This window comes from Streptococcus sp. HMSC10A01, assembly GCF_001807785.1.
Taxonomy (GTDB): domain Bacteria; phylum Bacillota; class Bacilli; order Lactobacillales; family Streptococcaceae; genus Streptococcus; species Streptococcus gordonii.
Genome location: NZ_KV790967.1, coordinates 222,500 through 248,176 on the forward strand (window position 1 = coordinate 222,500; position 25,677 = coordinate 248,176).

Annotated in this window: 27 protein-coding genes and 2 tRNA genes; 26 read left to right on the forward strand and 3 right to left on the reverse strand. The window is 40.2% G+C overall.

Annotation, left to right across the window (positions count from 1 at the left end; genetic code table 11):
• Positions 1-37 precede the first annotated feature (37 nt).
• From HMPREF3108_RS04430 to HMPREF3108_RS04460, 7 genes are all read left to right on the forward strand, one after another.
• Positions 38-123, forward strand: a tRNA-Leu gene (locus HMPREF3108_RS04430).
• Positions 124-299: 176 nt separating this feature from the next.
• Entirely contained in the window at positions 300-1,181 is an 882-nt protein-coding gene (locus HMPREF3108_RS04435) for a class II fructose-bisphosphate aldolase (protein ID WP_008809690.1), read from the forward strand.
• 286 nt (positions 1,182-1,467) lie between these two features.
• On the forward strand, positions 1,468-2,460 hold the full coding sequence (locus tag HMPREF3108_RS04440; protein WP_048777806.1) for an ABC transporter ATP-binding protein: 993 nt from the start codon (positions 1,468-1,470) through the stop codon (positions 2,458-2,460).
• A 1-nt stretch (position 2,461) separates the two neighbouring features.
• Positions 2,462-3,280: an ABC transporter permease gene (locus HMPREF3108_RS04445; protein ID WP_048777808.1), complete on the forward strand. Its 819-nt coding sequence runs from the start codon at positions 2,462-2,464 to the stop codon at positions 3,278-3,280.
• Position 3,281: 1 nt separating this feature from the next.
• Positions 3,282-4,067, forward strand: coding sequence for an ABC transporter permease (locus HMPREF3108_RS04450; protein WP_045504209.1), 786 nt, complete (start codon positions 3,282-3,284; stop codon positions 4,065-4,067).
• A 50-nt stretch (positions 4,068-4,117) separates the two neighbouring features.
• Positions 4,118-4,576: a GNAT family N-acetyltransferase gene (locus HMPREF3108_RS04455; protein ID WP_002902392.1), complete on the forward strand. Its 459-nt coding sequence runs from the start codon at positions 4,118-4,120 to the stop codon at positions 4,574-4,576.
• A gap of 51 nt (positions 4,577-4,627) precedes the next feature.
• Positions 4,628-4,700, forward strand: a tRNA-Thr gene (locus HMPREF3108_RS04460).
• A gap of 52 nt (positions 4,701-4,752) precedes the next feature.
• On the opposite strand, the gene HMPREF3108_RS04465 is transcribed toward HMPREF3108_RS04460, so the two are convergent.
• Positions 4,753-5,016 carry a SemiSWEET family transporter gene (locus tag HMPREF3108_RS04465; RefSeq protein WP_002902394.1) on the reverse strand — a complete coding sequence of 88 codons (264 nt, stop codon included), beginning with the start codon at positions 5,014-5,016 and terminating at the stop codon, positions 4,753-4,755.
• Between the two features lie 242 nt (positions 5,017-5,258).
• On the opposite strand from HMPREF3108_RS04465, the gene HMPREF3108_RS04470 reads away from it, so the two are divergent.
• From HMPREF3108_RS04470 to HMPREF3108_RS04520, 11 genes are all read left to right on the forward strand, one after another.
• A complete protein-coding gene (locus HMPREF3108_RS04470) occupies positions 5,259-5,735 on the forward strand; it encodes a LytTR family DNA-binding domain-containing protein (protein ID WP_083277169.1) in 477 nt (158 codons plus the stop codon).
• 5 nt (positions 5,736-5,740) lie between these two features.
• Complete coding sequence (locus tag HMPREF3108_RS04475; protein WP_048777812.1) at positions 5,741-6,409, forward strand: membrane protein; 669 nt, start codon at positions 5,741-5,743, stop codon at positions 6,407-6,409.
• Between the two features lie 126 nt (positions 6,410-6,535).
• Positions 6,536-6,724 (forward strand): 50S ribosomal protein L28, encoded by a 189-nt coding sequence (rpmB, locus tag HMPREF3108_RS04480; protein WP_001140948.1) that lies wholly within the window; start codon positions 6,536-6,538, stop codon positions 6,722-6,724.
• Between the two features lie 174 nt (positions 6,725-6,898).
• Positions 6,899-7,264: an Asp23/Gls24 family envelope stress response protein gene (locus HMPREF3108_RS04485; RefSeq protein ID WP_012130778.1), complete on the forward strand. Its 366-nt coding sequence runs from the start codon at positions 6,899-6,901 to the stop codon at positions 7,262-7,264.
• A 2-nt stretch (positions 7,265-7,266) separates the two neighbouring features.
• On the forward strand, positions 7,267-8,931 hold the full coding sequence (locus tag HMPREF3108_RS04490) for a DAK2 domain-containing protein (RefSeq protein ID WP_070493449.1): 1,665 nt from the start codon (positions 7,267-7,269) through the stop codon (positions 8,929-8,931).
• 249 nt (positions 8,932-9,180) lie between these two features.
• Complete coding sequence (locus tag HMPREF3108_RS04495; protein WP_070493451.1) at positions 9,181-10,056, forward strand: ABC transporter ATP-binding protein; 876 nt, start codon at positions 9,181-9,183, stop codon at positions 10,054-10,056.
• 10 nt (positions 10,057-10,066) lie between these two features.
• Positions 10,067-10,801: an ABC transporter permease gene (locus tag HMPREF3108_RS04500; RefSeq protein ID WP_045773600.1), complete on the forward strand. Its 735-nt coding sequence runs from the start codon at positions 10,067-10,069 to the stop codon at positions 10,799-10,801.
• 4 nt (positions 10,802-10,805) lie between these two features.
• Positions 10,806-11,906 (forward strand): sensor histidine kinase, encoded by a 1,101-nt coding sequence (locus tag HMPREF3108_RS04505; RefSeq protein ID WP_045773601.1) that lies wholly within the window; start codon positions 10,806-10,808, stop codon positions 11,904-11,906.
• Positions 11,903-12,502, forward strand: coding sequence for a response regulator transcription factor (locus HMPREF3108_RS04510; protein ID WP_070493454.1), 600 nt, complete (start codon positions 11,903-11,905; stop codon positions 12,500-12,502). The genes HMPREF3108_RS04505 and HMPREF3108_RS04510 overlap by 4 nt, the downstream gene beginning before the upstream one ends.
• Before the next feature lie 343 nt (positions 12,503-12,845).
• Complete coding sequence (locus HMPREF3108_RS04515; RefSeq protein ID WP_008809642.1) at positions 12,846-13,733, forward strand: SPFH domain-containing protein; 888 nt, start codon at positions 12,846-12,848, stop codon at positions 13,731-13,733.
• Positions 13,734-13,848: 115 nt separating this feature from the next.
• Complete coding sequence (locus HMPREF3108_RS04520) at positions 13,849-14,067, forward strand: capsule biosynthesis transcriptional regulator (protein WP_008809641.1); 219 nt, start codon at positions 13,849-13,851, stop codon at positions 14,065-14,067.
• Positions 14,068-14,348: 281 nt separating this feature from the next.
• On the opposite strand, the gene HMPREF3108_RS04525 is transcribed toward HMPREF3108_RS04520, so the two are convergent.
• Both HMPREF3108_RS04525 and HMPREF3108_RS04530 read right to left on the reverse strand, forming a co-directional pair.
• Positions 14,349-15,089 (reverse strand): amino acid ABC transporter ATP-binding protein, encoded by a 741-nt coding sequence (locus tag HMPREF3108_RS04525; RefSeq protein WP_070493457.1) that lies wholly within the window; start codon positions 15,087-15,089, stop codon positions 14,349-14,351.
• Positions 15,086-16,651: an ABC transporter substrate-binding protein/permease gene (locus HMPREF3108_RS04530; protein ID WP_048777829.1), complete on the reverse strand. Its 1,566-nt coding sequence runs from the start codon at positions 16,649-16,651 to the stop codon at positions 15,086-15,088. Before HMPREF3108_RS04530 ends, HMPREF3108_RS04525 begins: the two co-directional genes overlap by 4 nt.
• 297 nt (positions 16,652-16,948) lie before the next feature.
• Between HMPREF3108_RS04530 and HMPREF3108_RS04535 the strand changes: the two genes are divergently transcribed.
• The 8 genes from HMPREF3108_RS04535 to sufU all read left to right on the forward strand — a co-directional run bounded on the left by HMPREF3108_RS04535 (position 16,949) and on the right by sufU (position 25,672).
• The gene (locus HMPREF3108_RS04535; RefSeq protein ID WP_048777831.1) at positions 16,949-18,868 is read left to right on the forward strand and encodes a DUF2207 domain-containing protein; all 1,920 of its coding nucleotides are present in this window, start codon (positions 16,949-16,951) and stop codon (positions 18,866-18,868) included.
• 88 nt (positions 18,869-18,956) lie between these two features.
• Positions 18,957-19,805 (forward strand): undecaprenyl-diphosphate phosphatase, encoded by an 849-nt coding sequence (locus tag HMPREF3108_RS04540; protein WP_008809637.1) that lies wholly within the window; start codon positions 18,957-18,959, stop codon positions 19,803-19,805.
• A gap of 121 nt (positions 19,806-19,926) precedes the next feature.
• The gene (gene mecA / locus HMPREF3108_RS04545; RefSeq protein WP_008809636.1) at positions 19,927-20,655 is read left to right on the forward strand and encodes an adaptor protein MecA; all 729 of its coding nucleotides are present in this window, start codon (positions 19,927-19,929) and stop codon (positions 20,653-20,655) included.
• On the forward strand, positions 20,649-21,815 hold the full coding sequence (locus tag HMPREF3108_RS04550) for a glycosyltransferase family 4 protein (RefSeq protein WP_008809635.1): 1,167 nt from the start codon (positions 20,649-20,651) through the stop codon (positions 21,813-21,815). Before mecA ends, HMPREF3108_RS04550 begins: the two co-directional genes overlap by 7 nt.
• An 86-nt stretch (positions 21,816-21,901) precedes the next feature.
• Positions 21,902-22,672 carry a Fe-S cluster assembly ATPase SufC gene (sufC, locus tag HMPREF3108_RS04555; RefSeq protein ID WP_008809634.1) on the forward strand — a complete coding sequence of 257 codons (771 nt, stop codon included), beginning with the start codon at positions 21,902-21,904 and terminating at the stop codon, positions 22,670-22,672.
• Positions 22,673-22,713: 41 nt separating this feature from the next.
• Complete coding sequence (sufD, locus tag HMPREF3108_RS04560) at positions 22,714-23,976, forward strand: Fe-S cluster assembly protein SufD (RefSeq protein ID WP_048777834.1); 1,263 nt, start codon at positions 22,714-22,716, stop codon at positions 23,974-23,976.
• Between the two features lie 39 nt (positions 23,977-24,015).
• The gene (locus HMPREF3108_RS04565; RefSeq protein WP_048777836.1) at positions 24,016-25,248 is read left to right on the forward strand and encodes a cysteine desulfurase; all 1,233 of its coding nucleotides are present in this window, start codon (positions 24,016-24,018) and stop codon (positions 25,246-25,248) included.
• Complete coding sequence (sufU, locus tag HMPREF3108_RS04570) at positions 25,235-25,672, forward strand: Fe-S cluster assembly sulfur transfer protein SufU (protein ID WP_048777839.1); 438 nt, start codon at positions 25,235-25,237, stop codon at positions 25,670-25,672. Before HMPREF3108_RS04565 ends, sufU begins: the two co-directional genes overlap by 14 nt.
• Positions 25,673-25,677 lie beyond the last annotated feature (5 nt).

Genomic DNA, 25,677 nt, shown 5'->3' on the forward strand with positions numbered 1-25,677 from the left:
CCTTAGCTGTCCTGTTATACTAGTAAAGTACTCAATCGCGGGGATGGCGGAATTGGCAGACGCGCAGGACTAAGGATCCTGTGACCGCTTTAGGTCGTGAGGGTTCAAGTCCCTCTCTCCGCATCAAGTAAGCTGGCTTTTGCCAGCTTTTTCTTTTTGCAATAGAGACGCTTAAAAAGGCTAAGGGTTTCCCTGCAATTCTTTAAAATTTCAGGAAAAACTAGCAATTTTAGTGAAAAAGTGATAAAATAAACAATGTAAGTGGTTTAACCACAAAAAATAAGAGGAGGCCGATTATAATGGCAATCGTTTCAGCAGAAAAATTTGTCCAAGCAGCTCGTGACAATGGTTATGCAGTTGGTGGATTTAACACAAACAACCTTGAATGGACTCAAGCTATTTTGCGTGCAGCAGAAGCTAAAAAAGCTCCAGTTTTGATCCAAACTTCAATGGGTGCTGCTAAATACATGGGTGGTTACAAAGTATGTAAAGCCCTTATCGAAAACCTTGTTGAGTCAATGGGTATCACTGTACCAGTTGCGATTCACTTGGACCATGGTCACTACGAAGATGCACTTGAGTGTATCGAAGTAGGTTACACTTCTATCATGTTTGACGGTTCACACCTTCCAGTAGAAGAAAACCTTAAATTAGCTAAAGAAGTTGTTGAAAAAGCACACGCTAAAGGTATCTCAGTAGAAGCTGAAGTTGGTACTATCGGTGGTGAAGAAGATGGAATCATCGGTAAAGGTGAATTGGCTCCAATCGAAGATGCTAAAGCAATGGTTGCTACTGGAATCGACTTCTTGGCTGCAGGTATTGGTAACATCCACGGACCATACCCAGCAAACTGGGAAGGTCTTGACCTTGACCACTTGAAGAAATTGACAGAAGCTCTTCCAGGTTTCCCAATCGTATTGCACGGTGGTTCAGGTATTCCTGACGATCAAATCCAAGCAGCTATCAAACTTGGTGTTGCAAAAGTTAACGTAAATACTGAATGCCAAATCGCATTTGCAAACGCAACTCGTCAATTTGTACGTGAGTACGATGCAAACGAAGCAGAATACGACAAGAAGAAACTCTTCGACCCACGTAAATTCTTGAAACCAGGTTTCGAAGCTATTACAGCAGCTGTTGAAGAACGTATTGACGTATTTGGTTCAGAAGGTAAAGCTTAATCTAGCTGAACATTACAAAACAGAAACCTGCCCGTAAGGGTAGGTTTTTTGGTGTTTTAAGGAAACTATTAAACCAGAAGTTTGTATTAAAAGTATTATTTTAAGAGAGAAATTTTCAATTTCATGCTCTATAGGCAAACGCTTGCATTCTATTTTTTCTTGGACTATAATAGGTTGGTATAGAGCTTTCTGTAATAATAAAATGTAGAAGGTGCAGAAAGTAAGGATTTAGAATACTTGTGTTTGAAAATACGATTTTCTATACCTTACGATAGGGGAGATAGATATGACAATGATAGAAGTGGAACATCTTCAGAAAAATTTTGTGAAGACGGTAAAAGAACCGGGGTTGAAAGGAGCTTTGCGCTCCTTTATTCATCCTCAAAAGCAGATCTTTGAAGCGGTCAAAGATTTGACCTTTGAGGTTCCCAAAGGGCAGATTTTAGGCTTTATCGGGGCCAATGGTGCTGGGAAGTCGACAACTATTAAGATGCTGACAGGGATTTTAAAACCGACATCTGGTTTTTGTCGGATTAACGGCAAGATTCCGCAGGACAATCGTCAAGACTATGTCAAGGATATTGGGGTTGTCTTTGGGCAACGAACCCAGCTGTGGTGGGATTTGGCTCTGCAAGAGACTTACACGGTCTTGAAGGAGATTTACGATGTGCCAGACACGCTCTTTCATAAGCGGATGGACTTTTTGAATGAAGTCTTAGATTTGAAGGACTTTATCAAGGATCCAGTACGCACTCTTTCACTGGGGCAACGGATGCGGGCGGATATTGCAGCTTCCTTGCTCCACAATCCTAAGGTTCTCTTTTTAGATGAGCCGACCATTGGTTTGGATGTGGCAGTTAAGGACAACATTCGTCGCGCCATCACCCAGATCAATCAGGAGGAAGAAACAACCATTCTCTTGACCACTCATGACCTGAGTGATATTGAGCAACTCTGTGATCGGATTTTTATGATTGATAAGGGGCAGGAGATTTTTGATGGAACGGTCAGCCAGCTCAAGGAAACCTTTGGCAAGATGAAGACTCTTTCCTTTGAACTGTTACCAGGTCAAAGTCATCTAGTTTCTCACTATGAAGGCCTGCCAGATATGACCATTGATAGACAAGGAAATAGCCTCAATATTGAGTTTGATAGTTCCCGCTACCAATCGGCTGATATTATCAAGCAAACCCTGTCTGATTTTGAAGTCCGTGATTTGAAGATGGAGGATACGGATATTGAGGATATCATCCGTCGCTTCTACCGAAAGGAGCTCTAAGATGGTCAAATTGTGGAGACGTTATAAACCCTTTATCAATGCAGGGATTCAGGAGTTGATCTCCTATCGAGTCAACTTTCTTCTTTATCGGATTGGCGATGTTATGGGCGCTTTTGTGGCCTTTTATCTCTGGAAGGCAGTCTTTGATTCCTCGCAAGAGTCCTTGATTCAGGGTTTCAGCATGGCGGATATCACCCTCTACATCATCATGAGTTTTGTGACCAATCTTTTGACCAAGTCGGATTCTTCCTTTATGATTGGGGAGGAGGTCAAGGATGGCTCCATTATCATGCGTTTGTTGCGACCAGTGCATTTTGCGGCCTCCTACCTCTTTACCGAGCTTGGTTCCAAGTGGTTGATTTTTGTCAGTGTCGGACTTCCTTTCTTGAGTGTGATTGTCTTGATGAAAGTCTTATCGGGTCAAGGGATTGTAGAAGTGCTGGGATTAACTGTCCTTTATCTCTTTAGCTTAATGTTGGCCTACCTGATTAACTTTTTCTTTAATATCTGCTTTGGTTTTTCAGCCTTTGTGTTTAAAAATCTATGGGGTTCCAATTTACTCAAGACTTCCATAGTGGCCTTTATGTCTGGAAGTTTGATTCCCTTGGCATTCTTTCCTAAGGTTGTTTCAGATATTCTGTCCTTCTTGCCTTTTTCATCTTTGATCTATACTCCGGTCATGATCATTGTTGGGAAATACGATGCTAGTCAGATTCTTCAAGCGCTTTTGCTCCAGTTTTTCTGGCTCTTAGTGATGGTGGGTCTGTCTCAGTTGATTTGGAAACGAGTCCAGTCTTTCATCACCATTCAAGGAGGTTAGTATGAAAAAATATCAACGCATGCATCTGATTTTTATCAGACAATATATCAAGCAAATCATGGAATACAAGGTCGATTTTGTGGTTGGTGTGCTAGGAGTTTTTCTGACCCAAGGTTTGAACCTCTTGTTTCTCAATGTCATCTTTCAACACATCCCCTCGCTAGAAGGTTGGACTTTCCAAGAAATCGCTTTTATCTATGGATTTTCCTTGATTCCCAAGGGACTGGACCATCTCTTTTTTGACAATCTCTGGGCACTGGGGCAACGATTGGTGAGAAAGGGAGAGTTTGATAAGTATCTGACTCGTCCTATCAATCCTCTCTTCCACATCCTCGTTGAGACCTTTCAGATTGATGCCTTGGGCGAACTTTTGGTTGGTGGAATTTTACTAGCGACAACGGTCTCTAGCATTGCTTGGACTCTACCGAAATTCCTGATTTTTCTAGTCTGCATTCCTTTTGCAACCTTGATTTATACTTCTTTGAAAATCGCGACAGCCAGTATCGCTTTTTGGACCAAGCAGTCAGGCGCCATGATTTACATTTTCTATATGTTCAATGATTTTGCTAAGTACCCGATTTCGATTTATAATTCGCTTCTTCGTTGGTTGATTAGTTTTATCGTTCCTTTTGCTTTTACAGCCTACTATCCTGCTAGCTATTTCTTGCAGGACAAAAATGGGCTCTTTAACATTGGTGGTTTGATTCTGATTTCCCTTGTTTTCTTTTTCATTTCGCTCAAACTCTGGGATAGGGGATTGGATGCCTACGAAAGTGCGGGCTCGTAAGATGGAAAATATGTTTAGTCCTAAAGCTTAAAACATGAAAGGATTTAAAGATGGTAGCGATTGAAGAAGTGAAGGAAGAAAAACAAAAGATGATAGCAGTCAGTGAAGTTTTAAAGGATCTACCAGAATGGTTTGGAATACCTGAAAGTACACAAGCTTACATTGAAGGAGCTAGGGATTTACAAGTTTGGGTTGCTTATCAGGAGAGTAAATTGGCTGGCTTTGTAAGCTTATCTTATTCTAGTGAAGATTGTGCAGAGATTGACTGCTTAGCTGTTAAGAAATTCTATCATAGAGCGGGAATTGGTAGTCAACTTCTAGAAGTTTTAGAAAAATCTGCTCGTCAAAAAGCATCCTATCTGCAAGTAAAAACGGTAGCACCAGGTTATTATCCTACCTATGACAGAACTAACGCTTTTTATCAGGCTCAGGGCTTTAAAAAGTTAGAAATTTTTCCTGAACTTTGGGATAAAAGCAACCCTTGTTTGATTTGGGTTAAGAAATTATGAAATTCTAACTTGACAAAAAAACTCAAGATGCTAAAATAAAGGGGAAAAGACGCCGATTTAGCTCAGTTGGTAGAGCAACGCACTCGTAACGCGTAGGTCACAGGTTCGATCCCTGCAATCGGCAGAAAGAAAACCAGCAACTTTTTCATGGGTTGCTGGTTTTGTTTATATAATTTTTATAAAGAAGTAAGAAAAGTTAGACCGCCTAATATCACTCCCGCCGCATTGGGAATGATAAGGATCCAGTCTTTTTTAGGTTCTTTGGTCCAACCATAGATTACCCAAATTAAACAAGAAACTGCTGCGAATAGTGGTTGGAATGGTTGAGCTTTTTCTCCTTGCAAGTTAGCGATAATTTGTGGAATATATGCAATAAAGACAAGAATCCCAATAAAAGCTCCAATAGATCCGACAAAGCGATTAATTTTTTGTTTAGACATATAGTACCTCCTGAAGCACTATTATATCAGAAGGAAAAAAGTTTTCAAATTCTTTTGATCATAAAATAAGACAGATATTCAATATGTGTAAGTCGTGCTTTTATACTAAACGAATCTATTGGAGAGTCTAGGATGAGAAATCAAATTTGCTTAACATCTTTTGAGAAGGGTAAGCAACCACTTAGTTATCAAAAATAACCACTTACTGAAGATGCCTTGTTTCTTTTTTGAAAATTGTTATAATGAAGTCAGAAGCAAGGAAAGGAGTGGCTATGAAGATTAGGATTGAGCTTGATACAGATATGGCAGAAACTGAAGTCGTTATCCGAACGGCTCAATATGGTGAAGAGGTGGCTCGGATTCAAGCAGCTCTTGAACAAGCCAACCGTCAGCCGATAGCTTTCTATAAGGATACAAGTGAATATTTTGTCAATTTAAAGAATATTTTATTTTTTGAAACGGATGCTACCAAAATTTATGCTCATAGCAGGGATGATGCTTATGAAGTCAAATTGAAGCTATACGAATTAGAAGATAGACTTCCGGTATATTTCTGTCGCATTTCAAAGTCTACTATTGCCAATACCAAGGCTATTTACGCTTTGGATAAATCATTTTCGGGAACCAGTACTATCCAATTTTATGACACACATAAACAAGTGCACGTTTCCCGACACTATTATCAAATTTTAAAAGAAAAGTTAAACGAAACGAGGTAATTTTCATGAAAAAAACATTGATTGGAATTCTCTTCCTTGGACTAGCAGCATTGGTTTTATTCCAAGGGCAGTTTGGATTTCCTTATTTGAATATTAATATTTGGACTCTTGCAGTGATTGCCGGCTTTGCTTATTTTTCAATTGAGAATTTTGTGAAGCGAAATATGGCTGCTGGTTTTATATTTGGTTACATTGCTTTAGTCATCGCAAATAGTCACTATCACTTCTTGCAAATTTCGAGTGGGACCTTGTTTGCTGCTAGTATTTTAGCTTGTATTGGTTTAAGCTTGATTCTAAAACCTAAGACGATTTGGCCGTCTAGTCGTTTTTGGAAGGAAAAAGCATTGTCTACTAAAGAAGGTGAAATAGCATTTGGAACTGGGACACGCTATATTCATTCAGAGAATTTCACATATGAAAAAATAGATTGTTCTTTTGGCAGTGCTTCCGTATACTTTGATAATGCGACTATTTTGGGAGAGTCTGCAACCTTCGAGGTAGACTTATCTTTTGGTAACGTGACTCTGTATGTTCCAAGTAAGTGGCGAGTAGAAATTGAGGTGGATAACGCCTTTGGTTCTGTTACTAATCCTCGCAATGTCAACGAGAAAGAAAAGACTTTATATGTCAGAGGAGACGTTGCTTTTGGTTCTTTAAAGATTATATATATTTAAGAAAACGGATTAATTTCGAAAGTTTGGAGAAATGTACTTGTCAAACGTCAAGTTTTTTGGTAATATAGGAAGGTATGTGGTGCTAGCACATCCGTAATATTAGATCTAATAGGAGGAAACACGATAATGGCTAAAGTATGTTACTTTACTGGTCGTAAGACTGTATCAGGAAACAACCGCTCTCACGCGATGAACCAAACAAAACGCGCTGTTAAACCAAATCTTCAAAAAGTTACTGTTTTGATCGACGGTAAACCTAAAAAAGTTTGGGCTTCAGCTCGTGCCCTTAAATCAGGTAAAGTTGAACGCGTTTAATTAATAAGGTAAAGGAGCCTATCAGGCTCTTTTTCTTTGGAATTGTAAAAGAGAAAAGTTTGGATGTATTTTGCTATGTTAATTGTTGATTTTCTAAGTTATTCCCGCCCTTCTCTTTTACAGCCTGTCTAAAATATGGTAAAATAAACTATAAAAACTATCGAGGTACATGTCATGACTGTAAAAATCAATACAAAAGATGGCCAAATCGAGCTGACTGATGACGTCATTGCAACAATTGTTGGCGGAGCAGCGACTGAGATTTTTGGCGTAGTAGGTATGGCTAGCAAAAATGCAATTAAAGACAACTTCCAAGCTCTTTTAGGTAAAGAGAATTACGCAAAAGGTGTTGTTGTAAGAACCACAGAAGAAGGAAGCATTGCAGTTGATGTTTTTGCAGTACTTAGTTATGGAACAAAGATTAGTGAAGTTTCAAAAAACATTCAAGAGCGCGTGAAATTTAGCTTAGAAAATCAACTAGGCATCACAGCACAAACAGTGAATGTATATATTCAAAATATCAAGGTCGTAGGAGAATAATCGTGACAAATATTACAACTAGTTTATTTCAAGAAATGGTGCAGGCAGCATCAACTCGTCTGAATAAACAAGCCGAATATGTGAATTCTTTAAATGTCTTTCCTGTTCCAGATGGTGACACAGGGACCAATATGGGAATGACTATTGAAAATGGTGCAAAGGAAGTTTCTAGTAAATCTGCTTCTTCAGTGGGTGAAGTAGCTAGTATTTTTGCCAAAGGCCTCTTGATGGGTGCTCGTGGTAACTCTGGGGTTATTACTTCTCAGCTCTTCCGTGGTTTTTCACAAAGTGTGAAAGAAAAAGAGGAATTAGACGGACATGATTTGGCGCATGCTTTTCAGGCAGGTGTAGAAGTTGCATATAAGGCTGTCATGAAGCCAGTTGAAGGAACTATTTTGACGGTTTCTCGTGGTGCAGCAATCGGAGCCAAGAAAAAAGCAGAAGAATCAGATGATGCTGTTGAAGTTATGAAGGCAGCGCTTGAAGGTGCTAAGACCGCTTTGGCTAAAACTCCAGACATGTTACCAGTTTTAAAAGAAGTTGGTGTTGTGGACTCAGGTGGTCAAGGTTTGGTTTTCATTTATGAAGGTTTCTTGTCTGCTTTGACTGGTGAGTACATTGCTTCTGAGGACTTTCAGGCAACCCCTGCTACCATGAGCGAAATGATCAATGCGGAGCACCACAAGTCTGTTGCAGGTCATGTTGCGACAGAAGACATTAAGTTTGGCTATTGTACAGAAATTATGGTTGCTTTGAAGCAAGGCCCAACTTATGTAAAAGACTTTGACTATGATGAATTCCGCAACTACCTAAACGAGCTTGGAGACTCTTTGTTGGTCGTTAATGATGATGAAATTGTAAAAGTCCATGTCCATACAGAAGATCCAGGCCTTGTTATGCAAGAAGGACTTAAGTATGGTAGCCTAGTCAAGGTGAAAGTGGACAACATGCGGAACCAGCATGAAGCTCAAGTTGAAAAAGAAGAAAATGCAGCAAAACCAGCTCAAGAAAAAGAATATGCCATCATTGCCGTCGTAGCGGGTGATGGACTAGCAGAAATCTTTAAGGCGCAAGGTGTTGACTACATTATCTCTGGTGGTCAAACGATGAATCCGTCAACAGAAGATTTCATCAAGGCTGTTGAGCAGGTCAATGCTCGCAATATCATTATCTTGCCAAATAATAAGAATATTTTCATGGCTGCCCAGTCAGCTGCAGAAGTCTTGGAACAACCAGCAGCTGTCATCGAAACGCGTACAATTCCACAAGGTTTGACAAGCTTACTTGCTTTTGACGAAAGTAAATCAATTGAAGAAAATCATGATCGTATGACAGCTTCTCTGTCAGATGTTGTTAGTGGTAGTGTGACGACTGCTGTCCGTGATACAACGATTGATGGACTTGAGATTCATGAAAATGACAATCTAGGAATGGTTGATGGAAAAATTGTCGTATCTAATCCAGATATGTTTGCGACCTTGACTCAAACCTTTGAAAAGATGCTAGATGAGGACAGCGAAATTGTTACAATCTACATTGGTGAAGAAGGAGATGAAGACTTGGCCAATAACCTGGCTCAAGACTTGATGGAGAAATATGAAGATTTAGAAGTTGAAATCCATCAAGGAAATCAACCGGTTTATCCATACCTCTTTAGTGTAGAATAACTTTTCTTGCTAATTTATACATAAAAAAAGAAGATCGGAAAATTTCCGGTCTTTTTTTATGTCATGACATTTGTCATATCAGCTAGTGACAAAATCAACTAGTAGGAAAAATCTCTTTGCCTTATAATATAGTTAACAACATGATAAAAGGTTGCTGTAAAAATTCAAAAAGTGTTTGGTCTTTATTCTTATTCCGGCTTTGGAAAAATAAAGGAAAGATGCAGATGAGGTTATCAAAGGAGGAGCAAAATGGAACTGATTGAAGTAAAGAAGCTTTCAAAAAGCATTCACGGCAAGGAGATTTTAAAGGATATTACGTTTGAAATCTCTCAAGGTGACTGTGTGGCCTTGATTGGTCCCAACGGAGCAGGGAAAACGACCCTCATGGATTGTTTGCTGGGCGATAAGTTTCTGACAGCAGGTGAAGCACGGATTCAGGGACTCAAACCAACTGATAATCATCTCAAGCAGTCGGTAGCAATTTTACCACAAGAAAATACAGTGGTGGAGGATTTGAAGGTCAAGGAACTTTTGACGTTCTTCCAAGCAATTTATCCAAATAGTTTATCCAATCAAGAAATTGATGATTTGTTGCAATTTACAGACAAGCAAAAGAATCAGTTGGCTAGTAAGCTGTCTGGCGGACAAAAACGTCTCTTCTCTTTTGTTCTGAGTCTGATTGGCCGTCCTAAGATTCTGTTCTTGGACGAACCGACTTCTGCTATGGACACCTCCACTCGTCAGCATTTCTGGGAAATTGTTAATCAGCTCAAGCAGCAGGGAGTGACCATCGTCTACTCCTCTCACTATATCGAAGAAGTCGAGCATACGGCAGATCGGATTTTGGTGCTGCACAAGGGTGAGTTGATTCGGGACACAACGCCTTATGCCATGCGCAGTGAGGAGCAGGAAAAACACTTTACCTTGCCACTGACTTATCAGTCTGTGCTGGAAAAACTGGATAATGTGACTGATTTAGAAATCAAGCAAAAGGCTTTATCTTTTGCGACTAGAGATGCTGGTCAAGTATGGCAAGTCCTGCAGGAACACGGCTGTACAATCGAAGAGATTGAAGTACGTAACCGTACCCTCTTGGATAGTATTTTTGAAACGACACAAGAATAGGAGAGTAATCATGAAAAATATGGCAAGTCTTATGAAGGTTGAGTTGATTTTAATGAAGCGGCAGGCAGCTTATTATCTCTTGTCTATTGGTCTGCCCAGCGTCTTTTACCTGATTTTCTCAGGAATGATGTCTGGAAGTGATACGCCTGAACCTGTGCTTCGAGGCTACCTCTTCTCTATGACTCTTTTTAGTATCATGTCTAGTGCCTTCTTTAGCATTCCAAGCACTTTACAGTCTGATAAAAATAATAACTGGCAAAAAATGATTCAGCACTCTCCAATTTCTATGGTAAAATACTATATATCAAAACTTTGCAGTACGCTGTTGACTTTTATGCTTTCTATCATTGTAGTTTTCTCAATTGGGCATTTTGTTCGCGGGGTTAATCTACCAATGGTGGACTGGCTTCTTATTGCCTTGATCCTTCTGGTAGGAAGTGTGGTCTTTATTGCCATGGGGGTATTGGTCAGTCTCTTGCCAAGTGCTCAGCTCATGTCTGTAGTGGGCAATATCGTCTATATGGCACTGGCTGTTCTAGGAGGTCTATGGTTCCCTCTGACTATGTTTCCAAAATGGCTCCAGCCAATTGGTAAGTTGACACCAAGTTATCAACTGATGCAGGTCGTGTCTTCTTATCTAGAACACCATCAGTTTAATGGCAAGGCAGCTTTGATTGTTCTGATTTATACGGTTTTGGTCAGCATTCTTGTGTTACAACTTAAAAAGCGAATTGAGGTAAAATAAAACCATGTGGGAAAAACTTAAACAAGTCCACTATATGTTTCATATTGCGCTGGTCTTTATCATCTTTCCAGTTGCGGGAGTGATTAGCGGGGAATACCCGCTTTTCCTCTTGTTTTGGACAGCTATTTTTGTTGCTGCTTACTATGCGGTCTTGTTGAGCAACCATCGCCTTATCCAGTTTTTTTCTTGGTGGCTCTTAGTTGCTTACATATATTATGGTTCTGTCTGGCTAAATACAGGTTTTACCTGGTATATTTTTTATCTATCTAATCTGCTTATCTACGAACTGGATGATATTTCTTTTAAATCCTGGCGCTTTCTGACCTTTATCGCCTTGCAGCCCATTATTGTGATGACTAATTACTTGATGGGTCATGTTGGTCCAGCGGAGTTGCTTTTCTTTGTTGTAACCTTTCTCTTTTCGGATGGTTTGACCTTTGGTCTCCATCGGATTCAGATGACGGAGCGAATCAAGGAAGAAAAGGTCAAGCAAAATGCCCAACTGAATCTTTTTCTGGCAGAAAATGAGCGCAATCGGATTGGTCGAGACTTACATGATAGTCTAGGACACACCTTTGCCATGCTCAGTGTTAAAGCGGAGCTGGCTCAACAGTTTTTACAGATGGAAGCTTACGATAAGGCAGCAAAAGAACTGCAGGAAGTGCAAGAGATTAGTAAGAAGTCTATGGCTGATGTTCGACGGATTATAAATAATCTAAAGGAGCGAACTCTGGATGAAGAACTAGTAACCATTCGAGCTATGCTTGAGATGAGCGGTATTCAGGTAGAAATAGATAATCAACTCAATGTTGCTAGTATTCCACCGAGTCAGCAGTCAACGATTAGTATGATCTTACTGGAGGCGGCGACCAATATCATTAAGCATGCCCAAGCTAAAAAGAGCTGGTTTTCTTTAGTGAAGAAAGACGACAAACTTGTTTTGGACATTCGAGATGATGGTTATGGTTTTCAAAAACTAACTGGTCAGGAGTTGCATAGCATTCGAGAGCGATTAGTTACTATGTCAGGAAGGGTCGAGATTCTTAGCAGTAAGAACCCGACACAAGTTCGAATAGAATTACCATACGGAGGGAAGGAAGCATGAAACTTTTGTTAGCAGAAGATCAAAGTATGCTGAGAGATGCTCTAGCTCAGCTCTTGCAGTTGCAGCCAGATGTTGAAGAAGTCTATCAGGCAGAGGATGGGCAGAAAGCTATCGATTGTCTCAAGTCAGAAAATCTTGATGTAGCAGTTTTGGATGTGGAAATGCCCAACAAAACTGGACTGGATGTTCTCGAATGGGTCAAGGAAAATCGCCCCAACATCAAGGTCATCATCGTCACAACCTTCAAGCGACCGGGCTACTTTGAGCGAGCTGTTAAGGCGGATGTAGATGCCTATGTGCTCAAAGAGCGCAGCATTGCGGATTTGATGAAGACCATCCATACCGTTCTAGATGGGCAAAAGGAATATTCGCCGGAATTGATGGAGGTGCTAATGACCAGTAGGAATCCTCTCTCTCAGCAGGAGAGGCTAGTCCTGCAAGCTGCGGCGACTGGCCTGTCCAATAAAGAAATTGCTGAAAAACTCTACCTGTCAAATGGAACGGTTCGTAACTATATGTCGGCTATTTTGACCAAGCTAGATGCTGAAAATCGAACAGAAGCAGTCCGAATCGGGCAAGAGAAAGGTTGGTTATAAGATCTCGGTTAAAAAAGAAGGTGTCAGATGAATAGCCTTTTGATATTGAACCTTGTCATAGACATATATCTAAAAGTAAATAGGTTGAATCCTCTAATCCTGTAAGTTCAAAGAATAGCTGACAGGATTTTTTGTTGAAGAAAAAAGTCTTTTCTTTTTAACAATAAAAAGGAAGAGAATTTCCAAATCACTTTGAAAATATTTTTCTTTTTTGTTGATTTTTCTTTGCTCTCGTTTTTGCCTTATGCTATAATACATTCTATAAAAACATGATTTAAAAGGTAGAGTTCAAGCCGTTTCAAGACAGTTTAAAAACCTTTGAATCAAAAAGGAGAAACACATTATGGGAATTGTTATTCTATTAGTTGTCATCTTTTTAGCTATTTTATTGCTAATAAGTTCCATTTATGTTGTTAGACAACAATCCGTTGCCATTATTGAACGCTTTGGTCGCTACCAAAAGACAAGTTCAAGTGGTATGAACTTCCGTATTCCTTTTGGAATTGACAAAATTGCAGCGCGTGTTCAATTACGTTTGTTACAAAGTGATATCGTCGTTGAAACAAAAACGCAAGATAATGTATTTGTTACGATGAATGTTGCGACACAGTATCGAGTAAATGAAAATAACGTTACAGATGCCTATTACAAGCTGATGCGTCCTGAGTCACAAATTAAGTCATATATTGAAGACGCTTTGCGTTCTTCTGTTCCTAAATTGACCCTCGATGAGCTCTTTGAAAAGAAAGATGAAATCGCACTTGAAGTTCAAAAACAAGTGGCTGAAGAAATGTCTACTTATGGATACATCATCGTTAAAACATTGATTACAAAAGTTGAACCAGATGCAGAAGTTAAGCAGTCCATGAATGAAATCAATGCTGCTCAAAGAAAGCGTGTCGCTGCTCAAGAATTGGCTGAAGCAGACAAGATCAAAATCGTTACTGCTGCTGAGGCTGAAGCTGAAAAAGATCGTCTACACGGGGTTGGTATAGCTGAGCAACGGAAGGCTATTGTTGATGGTTTGGCAGATTCTATTAAAGAGTTGAAGGGTGCTAATGTAGAGTTGACGGAAGAACAGATTATGTCTATTTTGTTGACCAACCAATACCTTGATACACTGAATAATTTTGCAGATAAACAGGGAAATAATACAATCTTCCTGCCAGCAAATCCTGATGGAGTTGAGAGTATTAGGACTCAAATTTTATCTGCCTTAAAAGCTAAGTAAAAGTTCTCAGAATATTCTGAAATATTTAATTTCCGTTTACTATCTTGTTCTTATTGACAAATCAACTAAAAAGCTTTAGAATTAAATATCGATAATAATTAGATAGGAGAACGAAATGGCAAAAACAAGTTTTGAAAAAGTAGAAGCAGTCGTAGGTTGGGTTCGTGAAAAAAAATTAACAGGTTACCGTATCAGTAAAGAGACAACAGCCCGCGAAATGTCTATTATTGCTCTAGCTCAAGGTCGTGCTCAAGTTAAAAATATCTCATTTGAAACAGCTCTTAGTTTGATTGACTTTTATGATAAAAACCACGATAAGTATGAAGATAAATAAGGAGTAGGCATAGCCTACTCCTTTGTTTATTTACACAATAACAAACATTTTTCTATAGTTGTTTTTAGGGGCATGTGTTTGTTTGTAGATAAAAGTTTGGAGGAATTATCCAATAAGTCTAAAAATGAATGGCTTTGTCTTTAAACTAGACATTCAAAATGCAAGTTATTTGAAAGTTAAATAGTTTGATTTAAAAATGAATAAAAACACAGAATGAATATCTACCATTCTGTGTTTTTTAGTTGGTCGTTAAGTTAGAACTTATTAGGTATTTTTTTAGATCATTTAAGATAGCGTTGAAGGAATTCTCTGGTACGTTCTTCCTTTGGCTGAGTGAAGATAATTTCAGGTTTACCTTCTTCAGCAATAACTCCCTTGTCCATAAAGATGATTCGATGCGAGACATCTCGAGCAAATTCCATTTCATGGGTAACGACGATCATGGTTAGGCCTTCATGAGCCAATTCTTTCATGATCTTTAAACCTTCGCCAACCATTTCAGGGTCCAAGGCAGAGGTCGGTTCATCAAAGAGAATAGCATCTGGATTCATGGATAAGGCGCGAGCGATAGCGACACGCTGCTTTTGACCACCTGACAATTGTTTAGGCTTGGCTTTCCAGTATTGTTCGCCCATGCCTACTTTTTCAAGGTTTTCTTTGGCAATCTTCTCCGCTTCAGATCGTTCGCGTTTGAGGACAGTTGTTTGGGCAACGATTGTATTTTCTAAGACATTTAGATTTTCAAATAGATTGAAAGATTGGAAAACCATTCCTAGTTTTTCACGATAGTGCGTTAAATCATAATTTGGTTCAAGGACATTTTGACCTTTGTAAATGATTTCTCCAGCGCTAGGTATTTCAAGTAAATTGATAGAGCGAAGGAAGGTTGATTTCCCACTTCCAGAGCTTCCGATAATGGAAATAACTTCTCCCTTGCGAACGGTGAGTGAAATATCTTTTAGGACTTGATTTTCACCGTAGGACTTTTTCAAGTGTTTGATTTCTAAAATTGTTTCTGTCATGGTTTCAATTCTCCCGTCTGCATTTGATTGGCTCCGGTGGTGTAGCTATCAGTATCAAAACGATGCTCAACGTAACGAAGGATTCGGGTTACTGTAAATGTCAGAACAAAGTATATAATGGCGATGATGGTGAAGGTTTGGAAATACTTGTAGGTTTGAGTCGCTATGGTATTTCCAGAGAAGTAGAGCTCTACTACAGAAATAACATTCAGTACGGAAGTATCTTTAATATTGATGACAAATTCATTCCCTGTAGCTGGGAGAATGTTGCGAATGACTTGTGGTAACACGATTTTTCTCATGGTTTGTCCGTGGGTCATGCCAAGAGCAGTAGCAGCTTCAAATTGTCCTTTATCAACGGCGAAAATTCCTCCACGTACGATCTCACTCATATACGCACCGGTGTTAATGGAAACGATAAAAATAGCAGCAATTGTTCTGTCGATTGAAATACCAAATGCTTGGGCAGAACCGTAGTAGATGACCATGGATTGAACAATCATCGGTGTACCACGGAAGATTTCGATGTAGACGTTTAGGAACCAGCCAAATAGTTTTTGTAAAATTGCAAGAGCTTTATTTTTTGATGTTGGGGCCGTACGGAAAACTCCAATTAGAAGTCCAATCAATAAACCTGTGATGGTTCCTGTGATAGAAATGAGTAAAGTTAAGCCCGCACCTCGAAGAAATTGAGGCCAATTTTCTTGCCAAATTTTTGTGACTTCTTTAAAAAAGTCTTGTTTTTCTTTGGCAGATGATTTTTCTACGGGCTGTTTCTTGATCATCTCATCCATTAACTTCACTTGGTCTTGTGAGCTAATTTTAGAGATCGCTTCATTGACTTTTGCCATCCGCTGATCGTCTTTTTGCATCCCAATTGCGATGGAAGCATCTTCTTTTCCAACCTCGAAGCCTTTTTTGAATTGAATCATCTTAAAGGATGAATTGGCTGCTTCTGCTGTCAAAGCTTCTGGACGTTCAGAGATGTAGCCATCTATCACTCCAGATTCGAGGGCTTGGCGCATTTGAGCGAAATCCCCCATTGCAGTTTCTTGTTTAGCTCCCTTGAGTTGCGAAATCAGATTGTAGAGGTAAACTCCTTGTTGGGAGGTGATTTTAGCTCCCTTAAAATCATCCAGTGTTTTGGCTTGGGCATATGCTCCATTTTTTTGTACAAGAACAACTGGTTCGCTGGTATAGTAACTGTTAGAAAAGGCAATTTCTTTCTTTCTCTCTTCAGTTGGGCTCATACCTGCAATAATCATATCGATCTTTCCAGAGGTCAAAGCGGGAATTAATCCATTCCAAGATGTTTTAACAATAAGGGGCTTTTTTCCAAGTTCCTTAGCGATTTTTTTTGCAACTTGAACATCGTAGCCATTGGCATATTGGTTGGTGCCATCTATTTTGACAGCACCGTTTGAATCATCGTCTTGGGTCCAGTTAAAGGGGGCATAAGCCGCCTCCATTCCGATTCGAAGATATTCATCCGCCTGAACAATCTGGCTAGCGCCAAAGGTCAGCAGAATCAAAGATAAGATGCTAAAAAATATCTTTTTCATGGGTTCTCCTATCTATCATATTAAAAAGTAAGTTCTTTCTATTGTACAAGAAAATGCCCTTCTTTTCAATCTTATAAAGTCTCTCTACGAAAAAAATGATATAATGAGATGAAAATGAAGCCGGAGGATCAATGCTAATGTGAACAGTAGGAACGCTAAATTTCTAGCTTTATTTCAATAACAACTCCTGAATCTGCATGAGGGAAAATAGAATTAGCAGGCTACTTTTTGTATATTGAAGAAGCTTCCGAGGGAAGTGCTAGTGATGATGTTGAAGGAATAGAATGGAGAATATACGTGAAAAAAAGATTACTATTCATTATATCCATCTTGTTTTTGGTGACTTTACTGATACCTTTTAGGGGTAAGGCGGCTGAAATTGACAGTCGAATTGAACAATACAATGGGAGATTGGAAGTCCATCAAGACAATACAGCAACTTTTATCGAAGAAGTGACCTATGTCTATGATGATCCCTACAACGGTCAATACATTACCCTAGGGCAGGCGGGAAAGGTGCCCTCGAATTTTGAAATAGAATCTAACCCTGTGGTAGAAATTGAGACGAATGGCAAAACTAAGGAACCGCAAAGTATTGAGGAAGTACCGATTGAAGACGGGAAAAAGCTCAAGATATATAATTCTGGAAATAGTGGGGACCGAGTTAAAATCAAAATTACTTGGCAATTAAAAAACCTTCTTTTTCTGTATCCGGATGTAGCTGAGTTAAATTGGATTCCAATTTCTGACTGGGAGGTTGGGATGGATCATGTCTCATTTGTGGTCACCTCTCAGCCGGATTCTAGTGCTCGCTTGGTTGCTCATACTGGTTTTTTCAAAAAAGATCCAGAAGTAAAGAGAATTGAAAATGGTTTTGAAGTAACTTTGGATTCTTTAGGAGCTAAACACCATTTTGAACTTCATGGTATCTGGGATCGGTCGCTTTTTAGTCAATCATTAACCAATGACGGTGGTATTACAAATAGACGGGATAGTTTTGAAAAACAGGAGCAGGACATTGTCCGAAAAACGGTCTTTTATCAGAATCTAGTTTACAAGATACTTCCGGTGGTTTTCTTAGTTATTTTTGTGATTTCTATATACTATTTGATTCGGTATTTTAAGGTGACTCGTCAAAAAACAAGCTTTTCAGATCAGGCTCGACTTTATGAAGTTCCACAAGATCTTCCACCCATGCTAGTAGCTCTAAATATCTATGATGTAGATATCGAAAAGGTAGGGCCTGTGCAAGGCAAAAAGGGGCGCCTATTATTTTCTAACTTAATTCAGGCGACCTTACTTGATCTGGTAGATAGAGGAAATCTCAAATATGTGACAGAGGGACAATCTCATCGCTTAGAGATTGTGGATTATGAAGGGATGGCAGGTTTTGAGTTGACTTTTGTGGAGATGGTATTCGGTGATAAGAGCTCCGTTGAACCAGACACGATGTTTTCTGCCTATCAGATTGACAAAAAAATTCTCAAAGGAGTTAAGGATAAGGACGACGAGGCTGAGGTTCGTAAGGAAGGGAGCGATAAAAGATATCGTTTTATCAAAGATTTACGCAAATTATCAAATGATATAAAAGAAGAAGAACAAAGACTGGGCTTGCATCCGCATTTTCGTAGTCTAAACAAGGAAGAAGAAAAAATGAGGAATCGTGGTTGCTTGCTCTATCTCTTGGTTTTTCTGCTACTAATGTTTTCTTTAATTGGATTTGGTTTCCTATTTAGGGAGTTCTTTTGGCAATATTCTTTGGGATTTTTGCTGGTCTTGATTATTGGAATTCCTTTGAATGCTTTTGTGACCAAACGTAGCGATAATCTCCTGAATGAGGATTACATTGATGAAGTGGTGGAGTGGCGGAGTTTTGCCAATATGCTTCGCGATATTGCTAAATTTGATAAAACAGAAGTTGAGGGTGTGATCCTTTGGAATCGTCTGTTGGTCTACGCTACTCTTTTTGGTTATGCAAAACGAGTCAGCAAGGTGATGAAAGTCCAAGATATTCATCTAGAAAATGAAGAGCTAGAAAGATTTGTTTTGACGGATCAAAGTCTTCATTTTGCGGGTGGTGTTGACCTGCTAAATTCCTATGTTCAAACCGCCAGTTCAGCAAGTACTTTCTCCATATCAAGTGGAAGTGATTCAGGCGGTTTTGATGGTGGTGGCTTCTCTGGTGGAGGAGGCGGAGGGGGCGGAGGCTCCTTCTAGAAATTCCCCAGTGACACAGTTTTTAATTGAATTTTTTATCGATGTTTTTTATAATTTTTAAAGTATAAAAGTAAATTTAGGAGAAAAGATGTTCTTCATTGAGATTATAAAGTCCGTTATTTTTGGAATTATCGAAGGGATTACAGAATGGTTGCCCATTTCTAGTACTGGACACCTGATTCTGGTTCAAGAGTTTATTCATTACCAAAAGCAAAATGCTGCTTTTATGGAAATGTTCAACGTGGTTATCCAGCTGGGGGCTATCTTAGCTGTTGTCTTCATTTATTTTGATAAGCTCAATCCTTTTAAACCGGATAAAACCCCCCGCCAAGTTCAGAAAACATGGCAACTCTGGGCTAAAGTAGTAGTGGCTTCCTTGCCAGCAGTTATAATAGGAATTCCACTTGATAACTGGTTTGAAAAGAATTTCCATAATTTTGTTTCTGTAGCAATTATGCTGATTATTTATGGGATTGCCTTCATTCTTATAGAACGACGTAATCAGGAAGTAGAGCCAACTGTGACGAATATAGAGAAGCTTCCTTACAAAACAGCTCTCTACATAGGTTTCTTCCAAGTTTTGTCCCTCTTTCCAGGGACTAGTCGGTCAGGAGCAACTATTGTTGGTGGTCTTTTAAATGGAACTAGTCGTTCTGTTGTGACAGAATTTACCTTTTTCTTAGGAATCCCAGTTATGTTTGGGGCTAGTGGTATTAAGGTTCTGAAGTTTATCCTAAAAGGAAATAGTCTTGATTTGGGTCAATTGACTCTCTTGCTGGTGGCTATGATTGTGGCCTTTGGGGTAAGTATGTATGTCATTCGATTCTTGACAGATTATGTTAAAAAACATGATTTTACCGTGTTTGGTAAATATCGGATTGGCCTAGGCACTTTATTGCTTGTTTATTGGGTTTTTAAGGCCCTATTTGCAAAATAAACTGAAAGAGTTGGGATACCAGCTCTTTTCTTTTGAAATCAAGAAGAAGACTGACTTTAACCTTTGAAAAACATAGGGGAATTTAGTATAATGGAAGGACTAGTATGTACGAGGTAGAACAATGGAAGTGAAGCAAATTAGTGAATCAACAATTAAGATCACAATTAAATTAGAAGATCTAGAAGAGCACGGCATGGAGATGGCAGATTTTCTGGTTCCTCAGGAAAAGACGGAGGAATTTTTCTATACCATTTTAGATGAACTCGAAATGCCAGAAAGTTTTCTAGATAGTGGAATGTTGAGTTTTCGGGTGACTCCAAAGCCAGACAAATTAGATGTTTTTGTCACAAAATCTAAAGTAGATAAAAATTTGAATTTTGAAGATTTGGCTGACTTGCCTGATATGGACGAACTGTCTCAAATGACTCCGGATGAATTTCTAAAGACGCTTGAAAAAAATATCTTTGAAAAAAGCCGTGAAGATATAGATGCTGTTCAAATGCTGGAAAAAGCAGAAGAGGAAGATGCATCTGAGCCAGAGGAAGGGCAAGAACAAGATCGCTATATTTATTATATCTTGCGTTTTTCTGACTTGAAAAATCTGATCGCTTTCACCAAGACTATCCACTATCCAGTTGATACATCAGAGCTATACAAAATGGATCAGCACTATTATTTGACTATTCTAGTGGATATTGAAGGTCGTCCGAGTCGTTATCCTGCCTGGCTTCTGGCAGCAATGCGTGAACATGCTGAGGACACAGATACGACGAGAGCCCTTCTTCAAGAGCATGGTCACTTGTTGATTGTAACAGATGCTGTGCAACATCTTCAAAAGGTAAACTGCTGATGGTTACATTTCCTTTGAAATTTATTATGGTCTTGCTGGGCACCTTTTTTATCGGTATCTTGTTGACGCCTTTGGTTCGTATTTTGGCCTTTAAAATTGATGCAGTTGACTATCCCAATGCCCGACGAATTAATAAAAAGCCTATGCCTAGTGCAGGTGGCCTAGCGGTCGTTATAGCTTTTTCTATCACAAGTTTAATCATGATGCCAACTATTGTGCAGGTCACTTTTCGTGGAGAAACTTATTTCGATTATATTTGGCCAGTTGTCCTAGGAGGTGGAGTGGTAGCCTTAACAGGTCTGATTGACGATGTAAAAGAGTTGTCTCCTTTACCTAAGCTACTTGGAATTGTTGTTGCTGCTTCTTTGATTTGGCTCTTGACGGATTTTCGCTTAAATGACTTTAAAATTCCTTTCGGTGGTCCTCATCTCTTTTTCCCTCCTTGGTTATCCTTTATTTTAACCTTGATTTGGATTGTATCTATTACAAATGCGGTGAATCTTATGGATGGGTTAGATGGTTTGGTTAGCGGTGTATCAATAATCTCCTTGCTGACAATGGGAGTTGTATCTTATTTCTTCCTGCCTGACCATAACTTATTCTTAACCCTGACAATTTTTGTCTTAGTAGCTTCGATTGCAGGCTTCTTCCCTTATAATTACCATCCAGCGATTATATACGGTGGAGATACTGGGGCCCTCTTTATTGGGTTTATGATTTCGGTTCTGTCCTTACAAGGTTTGAAAAATGCAACAGCTGTTGCTGTGGTGACGCCTATGATTATTTTAGGTGTGCCGATTGCGGATACTTTCTTGGCGATTGTCCGCCGGACTTTATCTGGTCAAAAATTCTATCAGCCTGACCGCAACCACTTGCATCACCGTTTACTTTCTTTGGGCTTGACTCATAGAGGAACGGTTTTGGTGATTTATGGGATTTCGTTGATTTTTGCCACAATCTCTCTATTGCTCAATATTTCAAGTCGAGTTGGTGGTGTACTTCTGGTTATTGGTTTGCTTTTTGGAGTAGAGTTGCTTGCTGAATTGATTGAAATTTTAGGACCAAACCGTACACCGCTTTTAAAAATTATGCGGTATATTGGAAACTCTTCTTATAGAGAAGAAGTGCGTCGACGTTGGAAGAATAAAGAACATAAATAAGAACAATTCTAATCAAAATAAAAGCCTTTTGGGCTTTTTTTTGCTATACTAATGAGTGGAATACGATAAAGAAAGGAATGGACGCAATGTCTGTATTAGAAATCAAAGATCTTCATGTTGAGATTGAAGGAAAAGAAATTCTCAAGGGGGTTAACCTTACCTTGAAAACAGGAGAAGTGGCTGCTATCATGGGACCAAATGGTACAGGTAAATCCACTCTTTCTGCTGCTATTATGGGGAATCCCAATTACGAAGTTACCCAAGGAGAAATCCTCTTTGACGGAGTTAATATTCTAGAATTGGAAGTAGACGAGCGTGCTCGTATGGGTCTCTTTCTTGCAATGCAGTACCCTAGTGAAATTCCAGGTATTACTAATGCCGAGTTTCTCCGTGCAGCTATGAATGCTGGCAAAGAAGACGAAGAAAAAATCTCTGTCCGTGATTTTATCATGAAGCTAGACGAAAAGATGGAATTGCTCAACATGAAAGAAGAAATGGCTGAGCGCTATCTCAATGAAGGATTCTCTGGTGGAGAAAAGAAACGCAATGAAATCCTACAGTTACTTATGTTAGAGCCAACTTTTGCGCTTTTAGATGAGATTGACTCAGGGCTTGATATTGATGCTCTTAAGGTTGTGTCTAAAGGGGTTAACGCTATGCGCGGTGAAGGTTTTGGTGCTATGATTATCACCCACTACCAACGTCTGCTTAACTACATTACTCCAGATAAAGTTCATGTTATGATGGAAGGTAAGGTTGTTCTTTCTGGCGGTCCTGAATTGGCAGTACGCTTGGAAAAAGAAGGTTATGCTAAGTTGGCTGAAGAATTGGGCTTCAACTACAAGGAAGAAGTTTAGTCAAACACTCTTTTGACTTTGATAAAAGATAGGAGAATGACATGACTAAAGAATTAATTCAAGAATTTTCACAGTTGCACGCTGAGCCGGAATGGTTGGCTAGTCTCCGTCAGAAGGCTTTTGACAAGATTGATCAACTGGATTTGCCCATTATTGAGCGGGTTAAATTTCACCGTTGGAATCTGGGCGATGGCCGTATTTCAGAGAGCGATCCATTGACAAATGTTCCAGATTTCACTGCTCTAGGAGATAATCTCAAGTTTATCCAAATGGGGACTCAAACAGTCCTTGAGCAATTGCCAGCTGACTTGGCAGAGCAAGGGGTTGTTTTTACAGATTTCCACTCTGCCTTGGAAGAGATTCCAGAGCTGGTAGAGAAGCATTTAATGTCTGCGGTTAAGTATGACGAGGACAAATTGGCGGCTTACCATACGGCTTATTTCAATAGTGGCGCGGTTCTTTATGTACCTGACAATGTTGAGATTGACCAGCCAATTGAAGGAATTTTTTATCAGGATAGCGAAAGCGATGTTCCTTTTAACAAGCATATTTTAATTATTGCAGGCAAACATTCTAAGGTTAACTACTTGGAACGCTTGGAAACTTACGGTGAAGGATCTGTTCCTGCAACAGCTAATATCACAGTAGAAGTCATTGCTCAGGCTGGTGCTCAGATTAAGTTTTCGGCTATTGATCGTTTGGGCGAAAATGTAACGGCTTATATCAGTCGTCGTGGTAAGCTGGACAACGACGCTATGATTGACTGGGCTATCGGTGTTATGAACGAAGGCAATGTCGTAGCGGACTTTGATAGTGACCTCTATGGCAAGGGTAGTCATGCGGATATGAAGGTGGTGGCTCTCTCAAGTGGTAAGCAGGTTCAAGGGATTGATACCCGCGTAACTAACTATGGCTGCAACTCTATCGGAAATATCCTGCAGCACGGGGTTATCCTGGAAAAAGGGACTCTGACCTTCAATGGTATCGGCCATATTATCAAAGGCGCTAAGGGAGCAGACGCCCAGCAGGAAAGCCGGGTTCTCATGCTGTCTGACCAAGCACGATCAGATGCTAATCCAATTCTCTTGATTGACGAGAACGATGTGACGGCTGGTCACGCAGCTTCTATCGGCCAGGTGGATCCAGAAGATATGTATTACCTCATGAGTCGGGGTCTTGATAAGGCGACAGCAGAGCGCTTGGTCGTACGTGGTTTCTTAGGCTCAGTGATTGTAGAAATCCCTGTTAAGGAAGTCCGTGATGAAATGATTGAAAATATCGATATTATTCTCGCAAAAAGATAAAAAGCTGGGCCTTGGCCCGTGTAGTAGATAGGAGTCTTTATGTCTGGATTTAATGCAGAAGCAATCAAGCAAGATTTTCCCATTTTGGACCAAATTGTCAATGATGAGCCTTTGGTTTATTTGGACAATGCGGCGACAACCCAGAAACCCACGCGGGTGCTAGCGGCTATCGAGAACTACTATCTTAGAGACAATGCCAACGTCCACCGTGGTGTGCATACGCTGGCCGAGCGGGCGACGACAGCTTATGAAGCAGCCAGAGAAAGAGTTCGTTCTTTTATCAATGCAGCTTCTAGCAGAGAAGTCCTCTTTACACGAGGAACCACGACGAGTCTCAATTGGGTGGCTCGGTTTGCGGCTGAAAGGCTGCAACCTGGTGATGAAGTGCTGATTTCGATTATGGAGCACCATTCCAATGTCATTCCCTGGCAGGAAGCTTGTAGGAAGACTGGAGCCAAGCTGGTCTATGTCTATCTCAAAAATGGTGCTCTGGATATGGAAGATTTCCGTGCCAAGCTCAATGAGCGGACAAAGTTTGTCTCTCTGGCTCATGCTTCTAACGTCCTTGGGGTTATCAATCCCATCAAGGAGATTGCCCAGTTGGTTCATCAGCAAGGAGCGCTTTTGGTGGTAGATGGGGCTCAATCCATTCCGCACATGAAGATTGATGTGCAGGATTTGGATGCGGACTTTTTCGCCTTTTCAGGGCATAAGATGGCAGGTCCGACGGGTATCGGCGTTCTCTATGGCAAGGAAGAATTGCTAGAGCAGATGTCGCCAGTTGAGTTCGGCGGCGAAATGATTGATTTCGTCTATGAGCAAGAAGCAACATGGAAGGAGCTTCCTTGGAAGTTTGAGGCCGGCACTCCAAATATGGCAGGAGCAATCAGTCTTGCGGCGGCTATTGATTATTTGGAAGACTTGGGTATGGATGCCATTGCCCAGCATGAGCAGGACCTGATTGCCTACGTATTTCCTAAGCTGCAGGCAGTGGAAGGTTTGACCATTTATGGTTCTCAAGATTTGGCCCAGCGCTCAGGCGTGATTGCCTTTAACCTGGATGGTCTCCATCCGCATGATGTCGCAACAGCTTTGGACTACGAAGGAGTGGCTGTTCGGGCGGGTCACCATTGTGCCCAGCCCCTACTCACCTATCTGCAGGTGCCAGCGACTGTGCGGGCTAGCTTTTATATCTACAATACCTATGCAGATTGTGACAAGCTGGTAGATGCTTTGGAAAAGACAAAGGAGTTTTTCAATGGCGCTTTCTAAGTTAGACAGTCTTTACAAGGCGGTTGTGACGGACCACTCGGCTCACCCCCATCATCATGGTAAGCTGGAAGATGCAGAGCAGGTAGTCCTCAATAATCCAACCTGTGGTGATGTTATCAGCTTGTCTGTGAAGTTTAATGCTGAAAATCAGATTGAAGATATTGCCTTTGTGAATTCTGGCTGTACCATCTCAACGGCTTCGGCCAGCATGATGACGGATGCGGTGCTGGGCAAGACAAAAGAGCAGGCATTAGAACTTGCTCAAATCTTTTCAGAAATGGTCCAAGGTCAAGTAGATCCGCGTCAAGATGAGCTGGGAGATGGAGCCTTTTTGGCAGGCGTGGCCAAATTCCCTCAACGAATTAAATGTTCAACTTTGGGTTGGAATGCCCTCAAGCGAGCAATTGAAGAAGATAAAAAATAAGAATG

Excerpts from the sequence above, each read along its gene's own strand:
- HMPREF3108_RS04435 (WP_008809690.1), top strand. The coding sequence starts at position 300 with ATGGCAATCGTTTCAGCAGAAAAATTTGTCCAAGCAGCTCGTGACAAT.
- HMPREF3108_RS04440 (WP_048777806.1), top strand. The coding sequence starts at position 1,468 with ATGACAATGATAGAAGTGGAACATCTTCAGAAAAATTTTGTGAAGACG.
- HMPREF3108_RS04445 (WP_048777808.1), top strand. The coding sequence starts at position 2,462 with ATGGTCAAATTGTGGAGACGTTATAAACCCTTTATCAATGCAGGGATT.
- HMPREF3108_RS04450 (WP_045504209.1), top strand. The coding sequence starts at position 3,282 with ATGAAAAAATATCAACGCATGCATCTGATTTTTATCAGACAATATATC.
- HMPREF3108_RS04455 (WP_002902392.1), top strand. The coding sequence starts at position 4,118 with ATGGTAGCGATTGAAGAAGTGAAGGAAGAAAAACAAAAGATGATAGCA.
- HMPREF3108_RS04465 (WP_002902394.1), bottom strand. The coding sequence starts at position 5,016 with ATGTCTAAACAAAAAATTAATCGCTTTGTCGGATCTATTGGAGCTTTT.
- HMPREF3108_RS04470 (WP_083277169.1), top strand. The coding sequence starts at position 5,259 with ATGAAGTCAGAAGCAAGGAAAGGAGTGGCTATGAAGATTAGGATTGAG.
- HMPREF3108_RS04475 (WP_048777812.1), top strand. The coding sequence starts at position 5,741 with ATGAAAAAAACATTGATTGGAATTCTCTTCCTTGGACTAGCAGCATTG.
- rpmB (WP_001140948.1), top strand. The coding sequence starts at position 6,536 with ATGGCTAAAGTATGTTACTTTACTGGTCGTAAGACTGTATCAGGAAAC.
- HMPREF3108_RS04485 (WP_012130778.1), top strand. The coding sequence starts at position 6,899 with ATGACTGTAAAAATCAATACAAAAGATGGCCAAATCGAGCTGACTGAT.
- HMPREF3108_RS04495 (WP_070493451.1), top strand. The coding sequence starts at position 9,181 with ATGGAACTGATTGAAGTAAAGAAGCTTTCAAAAAGCATTCACGGCAAG.
- HMPREF3108_RS04500 (WP_045773600.1), top strand. The coding sequence starts at position 10,067 with ATGAAAAATATGGCAAGTCTTATGAAGGTTGAGTTGATTTTAATGAAG.
- HMPREF3108_RS04505 (WP_045773601.1), top strand. The coding sequence starts at position 10,806 with ATGTGGGAAAAACTTAAACAAGTCCACTATATGTTTCATATTGCGCTG.
- HMPREF3108_RS04510 (WP_070493454.1), top strand. The coding sequence starts at position 11,903 with ATGAAACTTTTGTTAGCAGAAGATCAAAGTATGCTGAGAGATGCTCTA.
- HMPREF3108_RS04515 (WP_008809642.1), top strand. The coding sequence starts at position 12,846 with ATGGGAATTGTTATTCTATTAGTTGTCATCTTTTTAGCTATTTTATTG.
- HMPREF3108_RS04520 (WP_008809641.1), top strand. The coding sequence starts at position 13,849 with ATGGCAAAAACAAGTTTTGAAAAAGTAGAAGCAGTCGTAGGTTGGGTT.
- HMPREF3108_RS04525 (WP_070493457.1), bottom strand. The coding sequence starts at position 15,089 with ATGACAGAAACAATTTTAGAAATCAAACACTTGAAAAAGTCCTACGGT.
- HMPREF3108_RS04530 (WP_048777829.1), bottom strand. The coding sequence starts at position 16,651 with ATGAAAAAGATATTTTTTAGCATCTTATCTTTGATTCTGCTGACCTTT.
- HMPREF3108_RS04540 (WP_008809637.1), top strand. The coding sequence starts at position 18,957 with ATGTTCTTCATTGAGATTATAAAGTCCGTTATTTTTGGAATTATCGAA.
- mecA (WP_008809636.1), top strand. The coding sequence starts at position 19,927 with ATGGAAGTGAAGCAAATTAGTGAATCAACAATTAAGATCACAATTAAA.
- sufC (WP_008809634.1), top strand. The coding sequence starts at position 21,902 with ATGTCTGTATTAGAAATCAAAGATCTTCATGTTGAGATTGAAGGAAAA.
- sufD (WP_048777834.1), top strand. The coding sequence starts at position 22,714 with ATGACTAAAGAATTAATTCAAGAATTTTCACAGTTGCACGCTGAGCCG.
- HMPREF3108_RS04565 (WP_048777836.1), top strand. The coding sequence starts at position 24,016 with ATGTCTGGATTTAATGCAGAAGCAATCAAGCAAGATTTTCCCATTTTG.
- sufU (WP_048777839.1), top strand. The coding sequence starts at position 25,235 with ATGGCGCTTTCTAAGTTAGACAGTCTTTACAAGGCGGTTGTGACGGAC.